Genomic DNA, 13569 nt, shown 5'->3' on the forward strand with positions numbered 1-13569 from the left:
CCGCTCAGCGCGAGGCCACGAGCGCCGCGATCGATGCGGGTGAGAGCTCCGGCGTCGTCGCGCCGCGGTGCTGCGCGACGACCGCCCCGGCTGCGTTGGCGCGGACCAGGGCGGCCTCGATGGCCTCACCCTGCGCGAGGGCCGCGGCGAGCGCGCCGCAGAATGCATCACCAGCCCCGGTCGTGTCCACCGGGTCGATCCGGAACGCATCGACGCGCACGGGGCCGCGCCCGGCGCGGTGCAGCGTCACTCCCCCGGCACCCTGGGTGAGCACGACGATCCGCGCGCCCGACGCGTGCAATCCGTCGATGCCGCCGAGTTCCGCGCATTCGGTCTCGTTGACGACCAGTACGTCGACATCCGAGAGCATCTCGATGGCTCCCTGGTGCGCGGGGGCAGCATTGAGGATCGTGACTGCTCCGGCCATCCGGCCCGCTCGCAGCGCGGCAGCCACGCTCTCGAGCGGCACTTCGAGCTGAGCGAGGACGACCGCCGCGTCCGCGACTCCCGCCGCGGCATCTTCGGGCGTCAGCTCCGCATTCGCGCCGGCCGCGACGATGATGCTGTTGTCACCATCGTCGAACGCCAACACGTGGGCGACGCCGGTCGGAGCAGTGGCACTGCGTCGCACGGACACCCCCACCCCGGCATCCGTCAAGGTCTGCTGCAGCACGTCAGCGGCCTCATCGTCGCCGACCACGGCGCAGAACCGCGTCGGTGCTCCGCTGCGGGCGGAGGCGACGGCCTGATTCAGCCCCTTGCCTCCGGAGAAACGGCCTCCCGCCCGACCGAGGAGCGTCTCGCCCACGCGCGGGGGGCGCGAGACCTCGACCACGAGGTCGAGGTTCGCGCTCCCCACGACGGCGACACCGGTGAGGGTGTCAGACACGCGACATCGTCCGTCGGTACTGCGATCCGGTGTGCGAGTCGGCGAGCGCCGAAGTCGGAGTTCCGATCAGGCGCTCACGCAGCGACTGCGGCTCCGACGAGGGCTCGACGATCGCGCCGCGCTCCTTGAGGATCGGCAGAACGTGCTCGATGAAGTCGACGGTCGACGCCGGCGGGATGACGGGGGCGAACAGGAAGCCGTCGAGGTCGGCGCCGTCGGCGAGCTCGATCATCCGGTCCGCCACCTGTTCGGGCGTGCCGACGATCGGGCGGGCGCCGACGCCGTGCGCATGCCAGTCGCCGAGCACGTCGCCGACGGTCTTGTCGGCGAAGCGCGCGACCTGCGTCTGGGAGAGCTCGGTGCTGAGCTCCGACATCGGCGTGTTCGGCGCATACGCCGACAGATCGAGCCCGGTGAACCAGGCGTAGGAGGCGACAGTGACATCGGGGTTCTGCGCGTCGGCGACCTCGGCGTACTTGCGCTGTGCCTCTTCTTCCGTGCTGCCGACGATCGCGGCGAACGCCGACATGATCTTCACCTCGTCTGCCGCGCGGCCGTTCTTCACGGCCTCCTCACGAATCGCCGAGGAGTGCGCACGGAGCTGCTCGACCGAGCCGCTGCCCACGAAGATGACCTCGCCGTGCTTACCGCCGAACTCGCGGCCGGCCGGCGATGCCCCGGCCTGGAACAGCACCGGGGTTCCCTGCGGCGAGCGCGAGGTGTTGCCGTAACCGTGCGAGCGGAAGTAGGGCCCGTCGTGGGCGATGCGGTGCACCTTGGAGGGGTCCGCGAAACGGCCGGACTTGTCGCGCTCCAGAGCCCCTTCCTCCCACGCCTGCTCCCACAGCTTGTAGACGACCTGCATGAAGTCGTCGGCCATCAGGTAGCGCTCATCGTGACCGACCATCGGCACGCCGAAGCCCTGCACCGCTGTGTCGGCGGTGCCGGTGGTGACGACGTTCCAGCCGATGCGACCACCGGAGAGGATGTCGAGCGTCGCCATGCGGCGCGCGAACGAGTAGGGCGGCTCGAGCAGCGTGGATCCGGTGGCGACGAGCCCCAGACGTGTGGTCTCGGGAATCAGGGCCGCGAGGATGATCGCCGGGTCGAGACGCGGAAGGTCGAGGCCTTCGACGGAGCAGATGTCGGGACGCTCGCCGGCGACGTCCGCCCACCCCCAGGCATCCGCGAGGAACAGGAAGTCGAACCCGGCGTCCTCGACCATGCGCGCGGTGTCGCGCCAGTACTCGAGTTTGTCGAACAGGTAGCGCCCGTTATCGGGGTGCCGCCAGGTCGCGGTGCCGGAGTCGTTCGCCTGCGCGTTCTCGAAGAGGCCGAGACGCAGCTGCTTGACGGTGTTCTGATCGGTCATGTGCGGGTGCCTTCCTTGGGGGTGGATCTGTTCGTTGTGGAGTGATTCCGGGCACGCCGGAGGAACCCCGGGACGGACGGGGGTCCGTCCCGGGATGCGGATGCCGCGTCAGCCCTTCGCCGTGACCTCGCCGTCGCTCCACCAGAGCACGCGCTTGCGCACCAGGGCGAGCACGATGATCAGGAGCACGCCGAGGAGGCAGAGCAGGGCGATGCTGGCCCAGGTGACGGCCAGGTTCGCCTGCGCAGCCGATGTCGTGACGAGCGAGCCGAGTCCGGCCTGCTGTCCCGCAGCGACGAACTCGGCGACCGCGGCGCCGACGACGGCGAGCGGCAGGGCGATGCGGAGTCCCGCGAACACGTAGGGCATGCTGCCGGGGAAGCGCAGTTCGCGGAAGATCTCCCATCGCGAAGCGTGCAGCGTCTTGAAGACGTCGAGCGCCTTCTGGTCGACGTCGCGGAGCCCCGCCAGCGAGTTCACGAGCATCGGGAAGAAGACCACGAGCCCGGTCACGATGAACTTCGGCACCATGCCGAAGCCGAACGCCACGACCAGTGCCGGGGCGATCGCCACGATCGGGGTCACCATCACGATGATCACGAGCGGCATCACGGCGCGCTCGATGATCTGGAACTCTGCCATGATCACGGCCAGCAGGAAGCCGGCGAGGATGCCGGCGGAAGCGCCGACCACGACCTCGAGCAGCGTGACGAGGAAGTTCGACCAGTACATGCCGGCGTCGTCGACGAGGCTGGCACCGATCGCCTCCAGCGTCGGAAGCACGTACGGGTTGGTCCAGGCCACGACCTGCCAGAGGAGAGCGGCGATCACGAAGGTGATCAGGGTGGGCCCCCACGCTCCCCAGCGCAGCCAGGTCGGAACGCCGCGGCGGGGCTGCGCCTTCAGGCGGGCGGTCGCGAGCGTCGCGGTCGTGTCTCTCATCGTCAGCTCAGACATGGGCCTTCTCCGTCTGCGCGCGCAGCGCACCGCGCACGACTGCTTCCAGTTCGCGGAACTCGTCCGTGGCGTAGGCCTCCTCGGTGCGCGGCCTCGGCAGGTTCACATCGATCACCTGGGCGATGCGCCCCGGGTGCGCGGCCATCACCACGATGCGGTCGGAGAGCATGATCGCCTCCGGCACCGAGTGCGTGACGAACATGACGGCCTTGCGGTTCGACTGCCAGAACTCCAGCAGGGCGATCCGCTGCAGGTCGCGGTTCATCTCGTCGAGGGCCGAGAACGGCTCGTCCATCAGCATGATGGCCGGGTCGAACACGAACGCCCGCGCGATCGCGGCACGCTGCTGCATGCCGCCCGAGAGCTGGCCGGGGTACTTCTTCATCGCCTGACCGAGCCCGAAGGTCGCCAGCAGCTCGGCCGGATCGCGCAGTGCGCGTCCGGTGTTCGCCTTGGCGTTGATGCGCACCGGCAGCTCGACGTTCTCGCGCACGGTCTTCCACGGCAGCAGCGCCGGAGACTGCGGCACGAGACCGATCTTCTTGTCACGCGAGGCCGCGGTGACGCTCTCGCCGTCGATCGTGACGGTGCCGGAATCGGCGTCGAGGAGACCCGCGACCACCTTGAGCAGCGTGGACTTGCCGCAGCCGCTCGGGCCGATCACGGAAACGAACTCGCCCATGCCGATCGTGAGGCTCACGTCGTCGAGCACCGTGACCCGAGCACCGTCGACGCCGAAGGACTTCGAGACGTTTCTGACCTCGACGCCTGCTCCCTGTGCGCCCGCCATCACTTCGCGGTCCAGGTCAGGGTGTCACCGTCGTAGAGGTCGGCGACAAGGTCGGCATCCATCATGTCGGAGATCGCGGGCAGGTTCTTCACGTCGCCGTACTTCTTGACGAGCGCGTACTCGGGCTCCCACATGGACTCGTTCTGCACACCGGGGTTGCCGCCGGCACTCTCGCGCACCCAGGCGGACTCCACTTCCCACGTGCGGGCCAACTGGTCGCGCGGGAACGCGGCACCCTGGTTGTTGTCCTCCGCGAGCTTCGCGAGCTTGTCGATGCAGGCATCCGACTCGTCGAGGCAGTACTGCAGTGCCTTCAGGCTCGCGCGCATGAAGTCGGCGGCGACCTCGCGGTGCTCGTCGAGGAAGCGGGAGTTGACCTCCATCACGTTGTACGTGCCCTCGACGCCGAGGTCGGCGGGGAGGAACTCACTGAACGGCAGGTCCTGCGCCTTGAGCGACTGCGGCTGGTTGGAGGCGTAGCCGACGATCGCGTCGACCTGCTCGCGCACCACCACGGTCGGGTCGTAGTTGGTCATCTTCACCATCTCGACCTTCGAGACGTCGACACCGGCTTCGTCGAGCATCGCCGAAGCGATCGGGGTCAAGTTGATGAAGTATCCGAGCGATCCGCCCTCGAGGTCGGTGAGGCTTTCGAGCTTCTCGTTGCCGAAGATCGAGAACGGCGGGGTGGTGCCGTAGGTGGCGACCGCCGTGAGGTTCTTGCTGTTCGCCGCGGCCAGCATCACATCGGATGCCGAGCCGAGCGCGGTGAACTGCGCCTGACCGGAGGCGACGAGCTGCTGCCCGTTCGCGCCGGAGGCGTTGATCTCCACATCGAGGCAGAGGTCGTCGAAGTAGCCCAGCTCCTCGGCGAGGAACACGTCGAGCTGACCGGCGCTGGCGGAGTAGCCGTAGCCGGAGATGTAGGTGATGGTGCCGGCATCCCGATTGCGCTTGCAGGCGTCGGTGTCGCTCGCACTCGTGGGGGCGGAATCGCCGCCTGGCGTCTGCGCGGAGCATGCTCCGAGCGTCAGCGTGGCGGCGAGAACGCACGTCAGGGTGGCAGTGATGCGGAATCGGGTTTCCGCAGAGGAAGTAGCCATGAGGGTCCCTTCTCGGCCGTTCGTCATTGATGGCTCGTCGAAAGTAACATAGTCAAGATTGACTAAGCAAGATCAAACTAAACTTGCGAGAACGCGTGCACCCCGTCCGCCCACACGTCGAGCGCACGGCTTCGCGTCCAGCGCACGGCGTGTTGACGCGAATAGGCGGTGCCCTCGGCAGGATCCCGTGCGCTCGAGGACGCGGGGGTGAAGCCGGGGAGTGGGGCGAGGGGCGAAGCCGGAGCGGGGCGAGTCAGGACTGGGGCGCGCCAGCCGGGTAGAGGTAGCGGCTGACGAACTCGTCGAAGAGGGGAACCATGTCTATCGACTCATCGAGAAGCCACTGCAGCTGGATGCCGTCCATGACCGCACTGATCAGACGTGCGGCGAGCGCGGGGTCGATGTCATCCCGGACTTCTCCGGCCTCCTGCCCGCGACGGAGGATCTCCACGGCTTCATCGGCACGCGCCCGATAGCGCGCGGCGAAATCGGCATGCGACGGATGCTCGGGGTCGGTCGCCTCGGCAGACACGATGGCGTAGAGCGACGTGAGACCGCGCGAGGTCTGGTTGTGCGCGACGACCCGCTTGGCCTGCTCGATCAGGGTGTGCTCGGCGGGGTCGCCGGCCGCCGCCCGCACCTTCTCGTCGCGCTGGTGCAGCACCTCGGCGAACAGCTCCTCCTTGTCGGCGAAATGGTGCAGGAGCCCGGCCGGCGTCACGCCGACGCGCTTCGCGATCTCGCGCAGGGATCCGCCGTGGAATCCGGCCCGGGAGAAGACGACCAGCGCCTCGTCGACGATCGCCTGCCGCCGCGCCTGCCCCGTTGCGTAGGGCCCACGAGAACCTCGCCCCGCCGTCGACTGCCCGTCCGTTCCCACCGCGCGCTCCTGTCTGTCGACGCGAGGAAGCAGGGGCTCAGCCCTGGTGACCGTCGCCTCCCGCACCCCACGACGAGCTGAAGTCCTGCTGTCGCATCGCGGGACGCAGGAGCTTCTCCATCTCGCGATCCACGAAGTAGTCCTTGAGCTTATCCTTCGTGAGCTCGTTGCCGATCGCGGCCATGATCATCGACTGGTCGAGCGAGAGATAGCGCTCGGCGATCGTGCCGCTCTTCACGGCGACCGCGTCGTAGAAGCCGCCGGGACCATAGGCGCCGAGGTCGTTCTCGATGCTCTCGAGGTTGCTCAGCACGCCTTTGCGGTCATAGGGGAGCGCGAGGAACGCCGCATGCGGGGTCACCACGCCGTCCCCGAAATCCGGGGAGGGATTCGTGCCCGCCGCGCACCCGGGCCGATCGATGTCGACGTCGGTCTTCTCGGCGTCGGACGTGTAGCCGTCGGACCGCATTCCCGCGATGTCGACGCCGTACTCCGCGTAGCCACCGAACGGGTCGCTCGCGGGCGAGAACCCCCAGTAGCCGTATCCGGCCTCGTCGAGACCGTGCTGCTTCTGCACGGCCACGGTGATCGGATGGTTGAGCCGCCAGGACTTCGGCCCCCACTTCGCCTCCGGGACGAGGAGATCGGGCATCAGCGACTCGAACATGCTGCCGCCCCAGCTCGGAACGAACGACATCCCCGCGTAGCTGTATGCGCCTTCCCAGACCTCGACTCCGCTGTAGGTGCGGTACTCGCCCTCGGGGAGCTGCTCCTGCCATGCCCAGTCGCAGCCGGGCGGCATCGTGCGGTGCGTGCCGTACAGCGCCGTCGCCGGAATCTGCCCGTTGGCGATGCCGAGGTAGGTGGCGATGCGGCTCTCGCTCACCGTCGTGTCGTAGTGGTGGCAGGTGTAGTACGCGGTCTCCCCCGATCCGTTGTACATCGGAGCCGCGACGCTGCAGTCCGGCGGGGCCTGCTCCCAGAAGCCGCCGCGGTTCGTACCGGCGGGAAGACCGGCCGCACCAGCGGGGTCGAAGAACGCGGCGAAGTCCATCGAGTCGTAGAGGGCGTCCGCCTGCGCAGCCAGCGCGGGATCGGCCTCACCGACGATGCGCAGAGCTGCGGCCAGCCACCCGTTGTCCACGGTGCTGAGGAACGGATGCACGGGGTCCCCGGAGTCGGGCCAGGTCGTCAGCTTCTCCCCCGTCGTCGGCGAGTACCAGTTGTAGAACATCCCGCTGGCTTCGTTGCGCTCGAGCCCCTGAAGGGTGTCGAGCGTGGCGGACAACCGGACCCGCGCTTCGTCGGCACTGATGATGCCGAGGTCGCGCGCGGTGACGGTCGACCACAGATAGCCGCCGATGTTCGTCGGTGAGGTGTAGGCGCTGGATGTCTCCAGATCGCCGGTGATGTTGTCGGCCGGAAGACCCGTCTCCTCGTCGGTCATCGCCACCAGGGAACCCCAGGTGTCCTGCGCCCAGCGCTTGAGCTCCGCGTTGCCCTGGCGTCCGTCTCCCGCTGCGGCCGGCCCCGCGAGGGCCAGTCCCGAGACGACCAGTCCGACCGTCACCAGCGTGCTCATCCATCGCTTCATCGCGTCTCCTCATCGAGAACGGCGCCGTTGATCACGGCGCACTCAACACGCGAAAACCTAACATGCGTTCAGTGTTCACTCAACCCCCCTCCCGCGGAGGAGCCTCCCCGTCGGTTCCGGTCGCACTTTCTGTCGCGCTCGCGACTTCCGGGCGGCAGAAAGTGCGACCGGAGCGGGGGCTGGGCCGGAGGCGAGGGGCGAGGGCTGGAGGCGAGGCGGGGAGGGGAGCGGAGGTGGTGGGGACGGGGTCAGCGCGGAGCGTGCGCCTCGAGGAACTCGTACACGTCGGTCGTGTCGACTCCGGGGAACGCACCGGTCGGCAGGGTCGCCAGCAGCGTGCGGGGCGTCTTCACGTTGGGCCAGGAGTTCTCGCGCCAGCGGCCTTCCAGCTCGGCGGGCGCCCGGCGGCAGCACACCTCGACCGAGTGCTTCGAGACGCCGCGGTGCGAGGTGTCGCGCCCCACGAACCACTTCGTGTCGTCGAAGCGCACGCCCACGCTCACCGAGTGCAACCCCTCGCTCGACGACTCCACCCGGGCGGTGCACCAGTAGGTGCCGTTGCCGGTGTCGGTGTACTGGTAGTACGGATTGAAGCGGTCGTCCTCATCGAACACGACCCGCGAGGTCCACCGGCGGCAGCACATCTGCCCCTCGATGGCCCCGAGACGATCGGTCGGGAAGTTCACGTCGTCGTTCTCGTACGCCTTCGTGATCGTGCCCGACTCGTGCACCTTGAGGAAGTGCACCGGGATGTCGAGGTGACGCGTCGCGAGGTTCGTGAAGCGGTGCGCCGCCGTCTCGTACGACACCGAGTACGCGTCGCGCAGGTCTTCGATCGAGATCGCCCGCCGCTGCTTGGCATCCTTCAACGCGGGCACGACATGCGCTTCAGGGATGAGGAGCGCGCCAGTGAGGTAGTTGGTCTCGACGCGCTGCCGCAGGAACTCGGCATAGCTGCGCGGCTCGGAGTGGCCGAGGATACGGCTCGACAGCGCCTGCAGCACCGCGGTGCGGGCGTCCCCCTTCGCGGGAACGCTGCTGGAGAGATACAGCCGGCCGTTCGCGAGGTCGGCGACACTACGGGTGGTCTGCGGCAGGTCGGGCGCGTAGTGCAGGGTGAAGCCCAGGTAGGCCGCGATCTCGGATGCGGTGCGCTGCGTCAGCGGGCCGCCGGGGTGACCGACCGCGGCGAGGATCTCGGCGGCCTTCGTCTCGAGGTCGGCGAAGTGGTTGTCCTGCCGGCGCATCAGGTGCCGCAGCTCCACGTTCGCCCGCCGGGCCTCCTCGGGCGTCGCGGCGCGCTCGTCCTTGAGCCGGTCGATCTCCCCGTGCAGCGCGAGCAGGGCCTTCAGCGCATCCGTCGGCAGACTCTTCGCGATGCGGAACGGCTCGATGCCCAGCGCCTGGAACGTCTGCCCCTTCATCGCGCGTTCCAGGGCGATCTCGATGGCACTGCGCTCGTCGAGCGGCTCACCCTCCAGCAGCGCGTCGATCGTGACCCCGAGAGCCCGGGCGATCGCCTGCAGCTGCGTGAGCTTGGGTTCGCGCTTGCCGGTCTCGATCATCGACATCTGGCTCGGAGCCCGATCGACGGCCGAGGCCAGGTCGTCGAGAGTCATCCCCTTCGCCGTACGGAGCCGGCGGATCCGTCGACCGATCGTGAGGGCGTCGGTCTCTTCTGCCTCAGAGCTCTGGGTCCCTGAGCTCGTCGATGGGCTCATGGCGGCGATTCTGTCACAGAAACAGAATTTCACACGATCTTCTCTCCGAAATCGGTCGTTGGATATCCCGAACTTCACCCACAGTGGAACCACGCCACCCCGGCACCGCAGCCGGATCCACCGAGGAGACACCATGACGAACACCGCCCACACCCCGACGCCCCGCCCCGCCGGTCTGCGAGCCGGCGACCAGGTTCAGACGGCCGCCGAGCTCCAGGAGATCTGGGACACCGATCCCCGCTGGGACGGCGTCGAGCGCACCTACTCGGCCGAAGACGTCATCCGCATCCGCGGCTCGGTCCGGGAGGAGTCGACCCTCGCGCACCGCGGTGCCGACAACCTCTGGAACCTCCTGCACACCGAGGACTACGTCCGGGCGCTCGGCGCCTACACCGGAGGTCAGGCCGTGCAGCAGGTGCGGGCAGGCCTCAAGGCGATCTACCTCTCCGGATGGCAGGTCGCCGCCGACGGCAACCTCGCCGGTCAGACCTACCCCGACCAGTCGCTGTACCCGGCGAACTCGGTACCGGCGGTCGTGCGCCGCATCAACAACGCGCTCATCCGTCAGGACCAGCTCGAGCACGCCGAGGGTGAGATCACGCAGGACTGGCTCGCGCCGATCGTGGCCGATGCGGAGGCTGGCTTCGGCGGACCGCTGAACGCCTACGAGCTCGCGCAGTCGCTCATCCAGTCGGGAGCCGCGGGCATCCACTGGGAGGACCAGCTGGCCAGCGAGAAGAAGTGCGGTCACCTCGGCGGCAAGGTGCTCGTGCCCACCCAGCAGCACATCCGCACCCTGAACGCCGCTCGCCTCGCCGCCGACGTGGCGGGTGTGCCGACCGTCATCATCGCCCGTACGGATGCCCTCGCCGCCGACCTGCTCACCAGCGACGTCGACGAGCGCGACCAGCAGTTCACCACCGGCGAGCGCACCACCGAGGGTTTCTATCGGATCCGCCCGGGTCTGGAATCGGTCATCAGCCGCGGACTCGCCTTCGCCCCCTACGCGGACCTGCTGTGGGTCGAGACGGGAGAGCCCGACATCGAGCTCGCGCGCAACTTCGCCGCAGCCATCCACGAGAAGTTCCCGGGTAAGCTCCTGGCCTACAACTGCTCGCCGAGCTTCAACTGGAAGAAGCACCTGTCGGACGCCGAGATCGCGACGTTCCAGCAGGAGTTGGCAGACCTGGGCTACAAGTTCCAGTTCATCACCCTCGCCGGCTTCCACGCCCTGAACCACTCGATGTTCGACCTCGCCCGCGGCTACGCCGATCGCGCCATGAGCGCGTACGTCGAGCTGCAGGAAGCCGAGTTCGCCGCCGAAGCCCACGGTTACACCGCCACCAAGCACCAGCGCGAGGCGGGCACCGGCTACTTCGACGTCATCTCCACCGCGCTCAACCCCGACAGCGCGACGCTCGCCCTCGCCGGCTCCACCGAAGCCGCGCAGTTCCACTGATCCGTCGAGACCCCCGGTTCTCGTCGAGACCCCTCGCTGTCAGCATCCACAGCCCGGGGTCTCGGCGACAAGCCGGGGTCTCAGCACACGTAAAGGACTCACGATCATGACCACTCCCACCGCTCCCCCGACCACGGCTCCGATCCAGACGACTCAGCAGGGTCCCGCGATCGAGGTCACCGGCGCCCTGCGCGACCGGTACGACGAGATCCTCACCCCCGAGGCCATCGCCTTCCTCACCGAGCTGCACCACCGGTTCGCCTCCCGCCGTCACGACCGCCTCGCCGACCGCATGCGCCGCCGCTTCGAGATCGGCAACGGACACGACCCGAAGTTCCGCGACGACACGGCGCACATCCGCGAAGACCGCGAGTGGCGGGTCGCCGGCGCCGGGCCCGGCCTCGAGGACCGCCGCGTGGAGATCACCGGGCCGACCGACCCGAAGATGACGATCAACGCCCTGAACTCCGGGGCCCGGGTGTGGCTCGCCGACCAGGAGGACGCCACGAGTCCGACCTGGAAGAACGTCATCGAGGGCCAGCTCTCGCTGCGGGACGCCATCCGCGGCGAGCTGTCGTTCACCTCGCCGGAAGGCAAGGAGTACCGCGTGACGGCCGAGCGCACGCCCACGATCGTGATGCGCCCGCGCGGATGGCACCTGCCCGAGAAGCACATCGCGTTCATGGACCGTGCCGGTCGTCGCACCTCGGCATCCGGATCGCTGGTCGACTTCGGCCTCTACTTCCTGCACAACGCGCAGGCGCTGATCGACGGAGGACGCGGACCGTACTTCTACATCGCCAAGCTCGAATCGAGTGAAGAGGCGAAGCTGTGGGACGACGTGTTCTCGTTCAGCGAGGAGTACTTGCGTCTCCCGCACGGCACGATCCGCGCGACCGTGCTGATCGAGACGCTGCCGGCGGCGTTCGAGATGGACGAGATCCTCTACGAGCTGCGCGATCACTGCGCGGGGCTGAACGCCGGTCGCTGGGACTACATCTTCTCGATCATCAAGAACTACCGCGGCCGCGGAGCGCGCTTCGTGCTCCCCGACCGCAGCGAGGTCACGATGACGGTGCCGTTCATGCGGGCGTACACCGACCTGCTCGTGCAGACCTGCCACAAGCGGGGCGCCTTCGCGATCGGCGGCATGAGCGCGTTCATCCCCAACCGCCGCGACCCCGAGGTGACGGCACGCGCGATCGAGAAGGTCACCGCCGACAAGAAGCGCGAGGCCGGAGACGGCTTCGACGGCACCTGGGTGGCACACCCCGACCTGATCCCCACCGCTCAGGCGGAGTTCGACGCCGTGCTGGGGGACCGCCCCAACCAGGTCGACCGTCAGCGCGACGACGTGCACGTCGAGGCCCGCGACCTGCTCGACCTGCACATCGGTCGGCCGATCACCGCGCAGGGCGTGCGGGACAACGTGTCGGTCGCCATCCGCTACCTGGAGGCCTGGCTGCGCGGACTCGGCGCCGTGGCGATCGACAACCTGATGGAGGATGCCGCGACGGCCGAGATCAGCCGCTCGCAGGTCTGGCAGTGGATCCATCAGGACCGATCGACGCAGGACGGCTCCCCGATCACGGCGGAGTACATCGAGGGGCTGATCACCCAGGTGCTCGCGCAGGCGACGCGCAGTCACGGTGATCGGTACGACGATGCGGCGGAGATCTTCCGCGAAGTCGCCCTGAAGGAGGAGTTCCCCACCTTCCTCACCCTCGGCGCTTACAGCCGGTTCCTGATCGACGAGGACTGAGCGCACGGAGAGAGCCCCCGGGCTGCGGCTTTCGCCGTGGTCCGGGGGCTCTTCCGCGTGCCGCCTACGCGCCGGCCTACGGCGAGACGGCCCTGTTCCTGATCGCCGAGCTCAGGTAAAGAGCCGCCACCGTCAGCCACGTCGCACCGCCCACGAAGACGAGAGGCGGGTTCGGGGACTGGAGTGCTCCGAGTGAGGTGACAACTCCTTGGATGAGGAACAACGCACTGAGGACGATGCCACCAGCCCGTGTGCTCGTCATCTTCCACCAGGGCCGAGGAGCGTCCGACTCTTCTCGCCCGCGAAAGGTCCGAGCGGCCACGGCCACGGCGGCGATCAGAGACACCACCGCCCACGCGAACCCGAGATCGAAGTTGACGACCATCAACGGAATGACCGTGAGCGTCACCCCGATGACGACGACGAGTAGATAGCCCACCTGGGCTGACGGTTCCTTGATCCGCATGATGTCTCCTCCATCCGCTGACGCTCCTCGCCGAGCCCGCAGGTAGAACGTTACCTTCGTGCTGCGTGCGGCGGGAAGGGTGTCCGGAGCCGGCGCCGGAGCCCGTGTCGGCAGGCAGGCGTACCCTGAACGCATGACCGACGCCTGGGCGGACATCGCCACCGAGTTCCTGCACTTCTACCCGCGCGGCCGGCGGCTGCTGGCGGTGGCCGGCGCGGACGCCGAGCGCTCGCGACAGGCGGCTGACGAACTCACGACCGCGCTGACGGCGTCGGGGCAGCAGGTCATCCGCGAGCACTCGCCGGAAGGCGACGAAGCCGGGCTCCGCGCCGTGGTCACCGCGTTCCGCGAGGGCCCGAAGAGCGACGAGGTCCTGCTCGTCTCCGGGCCGGCTGCGTTGCTCGGCGAGCGCACCAGGGGCATGTGGAACTACGCGGTGTGGCAGCTCGCCGGCGACGAACCGCCGCACACGGTCGCCGGGTCGATCGTCGATGTGAGCGACCCCGCGCAACCGGCGCGACGGTACGCCGACTACTGCTCGCTGCCCGCCTCGTACGGAGCCTGATCCGCGAGACC

The 13569-nt window shown here is 68.5% G+C and carries 12 protein-coding genes; 3 read left to right on the top strand and 9 right to left on the bottom strand.

The window, feature by feature from the left end; translation table 11 throughout:
- Nucleotides 1-4 precede the first annotated feature (4 nt).
- The 8 genes from ACFC14_RS00990 to ACFC14_RS01025 all read right to left on the bottom strand — a co-directional run bounded on the left by ACFC14_RS00990 (nucleotide 5) and on the right by ACFC14_RS01025 (nucleotide 9306).
- Nucleotides 5-889: a ribokinase gene (locus ACFC14_RS00990; protein ID WP_376100630.1), complete on the bottom strand. Its 885-nt coding sequence runs from the start codon at nucleotides 887-889 to the stop codon at nucleotides 5-7.
- Nucleotides 882-2261 carry an NtaA/DmoA family FMN-dependent monooxygenase gene (locus ACFC14_RS00995; protein WP_376100631.1) on the bottom strand — a complete coding sequence of 460 codons (1380 nt, stop codon included), beginning with the start codon at nucleotides 2259-2261 and terminating at the stop codon, nucleotides 882-884. Before ACFC14_RS00995 ends, ACFC14_RS00990 begins: the two co-directional genes overlap by 8 nt.
- Nucleotides 2262-2369: 108 nt before the next feature.
- A complete protein-coding gene (locus tag ACFC14_RS01000) occupies nucleotides 2370-3218 on the bottom strand; it encodes an ABC transporter permease (RefSeq protein WP_376100632.1) in 849 nt (282 codons plus the stop codon).
- Nucleotides 3211-4008 carry an ABC transporter ATP-binding protein gene (locus ACFC14_RS01005; protein WP_376100633.1) on the bottom strand — a complete coding sequence of 266 codons (798 nt, stop codon included), beginning with the start codon at nucleotides 4006-4008 and terminating at the stop codon, nucleotides 3211-3213. Before ACFC14_RS01005 ends, ACFC14_RS01000 begins: the two co-directional genes overlap by 8 nt.
- Nucleotides 4008-5111: an ABC transporter substrate-binding protein gene (locus tag ACFC14_RS01010; protein ID WP_376100634.1), complete on the bottom strand. Its 1104-nt coding sequence runs from the start codon at nucleotides 5109-5111 to the stop codon at nucleotides 4008-4010. Before ACFC14_RS01010 ends, ACFC14_RS01005 begins: the two co-directional genes overlap by 1 nt.
- 253 nt (nucleotides 5112-5364) lie before the next feature.
- Complete coding sequence (locus tag ACFC14_RS01015) at nucleotides 5365-5991, bottom strand: TetR/AcrR family transcriptional regulator (protein ID WP_376100635.1); 627 nt, start codon at nucleotides 5989-5991, stop codon at nucleotides 5365-5367.
- Between the two features lie 37 nt (nucleotides 5992-6028).
- Nucleotides 6029-7573, bottom strand: a complete 1545-nt coding sequence (locus ACFC14_RS01020) for a glucoamylase family protein (RefSeq protein WP_376100636.1) — start codon at nucleotides 7571-7573, stop codon at nucleotides 6029-6031.
- Between the two features lie 260 nt (nucleotides 7574-7833).
- The gene (locus ACFC14_RS01025) at nucleotides 7834-9306 is read right to left on the bottom strand and encodes a helix-turn-helix domain-containing protein (protein WP_376100637.1); all 1473 of its coding nucleotides are present in this window, start codon (nucleotides 9304-9306) and stop codon (nucleotides 7834-7836) included.
- A 133-nt stretch (nucleotides 9307-9439) separates the two neighbouring features.
- Here ACFC14_RS01025 and aceA point away from each other — a divergent pair, with 133 nt between their 5' ends.
- Together aceA and aceB are read left to right on the top strand one after the other, a co-directional pair.
- The gene (gene aceA, locus ACFC14_RS01030; RefSeq protein WP_376100638.1) at nucleotides 9440-10765 is read left to right on the top strand and encodes an isocitrate lyase; all 1326 of its coding nucleotides are present in this window, start codon (nucleotides 9440-9442) and stop codon (nucleotides 10763-10765) included.
- Between the two features lie 106 nt (nucleotides 10766-10871).
- Nucleotides 10872-12527: a malate synthase A gene (gene aceB / locus ACFC14_RS01035; RefSeq protein ID WP_376100640.1), complete on the top strand. Its 1656-nt coding sequence runs from the start codon at nucleotides 10872-10874 to the stop codon at nucleotides 12525-12527.
- Between the two features lie 76 nt (nucleotides 12528-12603).
- Here the strand turns inward: aceB and ACFC14_RS01040 are convergent, their stop codons facing one another.
- A complete protein-coding gene (locus ACFC14_RS01040) occupies nucleotides 12604-12993 on the bottom strand; it encodes a hypothetical protein (RefSeq protein WP_376100642.1) in 390 nt (129 codons plus the stop codon).
- 133 nt (nucleotides 12994-13126) lie between these two features.
- On the opposite strand from ACFC14_RS01040, the gene ACFC14_RS01045 reads away from it, so the two are divergent.
- Nucleotides 13127-13558, top strand: a complete 432-nt coding sequence (locus tag ACFC14_RS01045) for a hypothetical protein (protein WP_376100644.1) — start codon at nucleotides 13127-13129, stop codon at nucleotides 13556-13558.
- Nucleotides 13559-13569: the final 11 nt, after the last annotated feature.

It is taken from the genome of Microbacterium sp. NPDC055988 (genome assembly GCF_042269505.1).
GTDB lineage: Bacteria > Actinomycetota > Actinomycetes > Actinomycetales > Microbacteriaceae > Microbacterium.

Bases quoted from the DNA above. Each gene is read 5' to 3' on its own strand.
- ACFC14_RS01005 (WP_376100633.1), bottom strand. From the start codon at position 4,008: ATGGCGGGCGCACAGGGAGCAGGCGTCGAGGTCAGAAACGTCTCGAAG.
- ACFC14_RS01020 (WP_376100636.1), bottom strand. From the start codon at position 7,573: ATGAGCACGCTGGTGACGGTCGGACTGGTCGTCTCGGGACTGGCCCTC.
- ACFC14_RS01045 (WP_376100644.1), top strand. From the start codon at position 13,127: ATGACCGACGCCTGGGCGGACATCGCCACCGAGTTCCTGCACTTCTAC.
- ACFC14_RS01040 (WP_376100642.1), bottom strand. From the start codon at position 12,993: ATGCGGATCAAGGAACCGTCAGCCCAGGTGGGCTATCTACTCGTCGTC.
- ACFC14_RS01010 (WP_376100634.1), bottom strand. From the start codon at position 5,111: ATGGCTACTTCCTCTGCGGAAACCCGATTCCGCATCACTGCCACCCTG.
- ACFC14_RS00995 (WP_376100631.1), bottom strand. From the start codon at position 2,261: ATGACCGATCAGAACACCGTCAAGCAGCTGCGTCTCGGCCTCTTCGAG.
- aceA (WP_376100638.1), top strand. From the start codon at position 9,440: ATGACGAACACCGCCCACACCCCGACGCCCCGCCCCGCCGGTCTGCGA.
- ACFC14_RS01000 (WP_376100632.1), bottom strand. From the start codon at position 3,218: ATGTCTGAGCTGACGATGAGAGACACGACCGCGACGCTCGCGACCGCC.
- ACFC14_RS01025 (WP_376100637.1), bottom strand. From the start codon at position 9,306: ATGAGCCCATCGACGAGCTCAGGGACCCAGAGCTCTGAGGCAGAAGAG.
- aceB (WP_376100640.1), top strand. From the start codon at position 10,872: ATGACCACTCCCACCGCTCCCCCGACCACGGCTCCGATCCAGACGACT.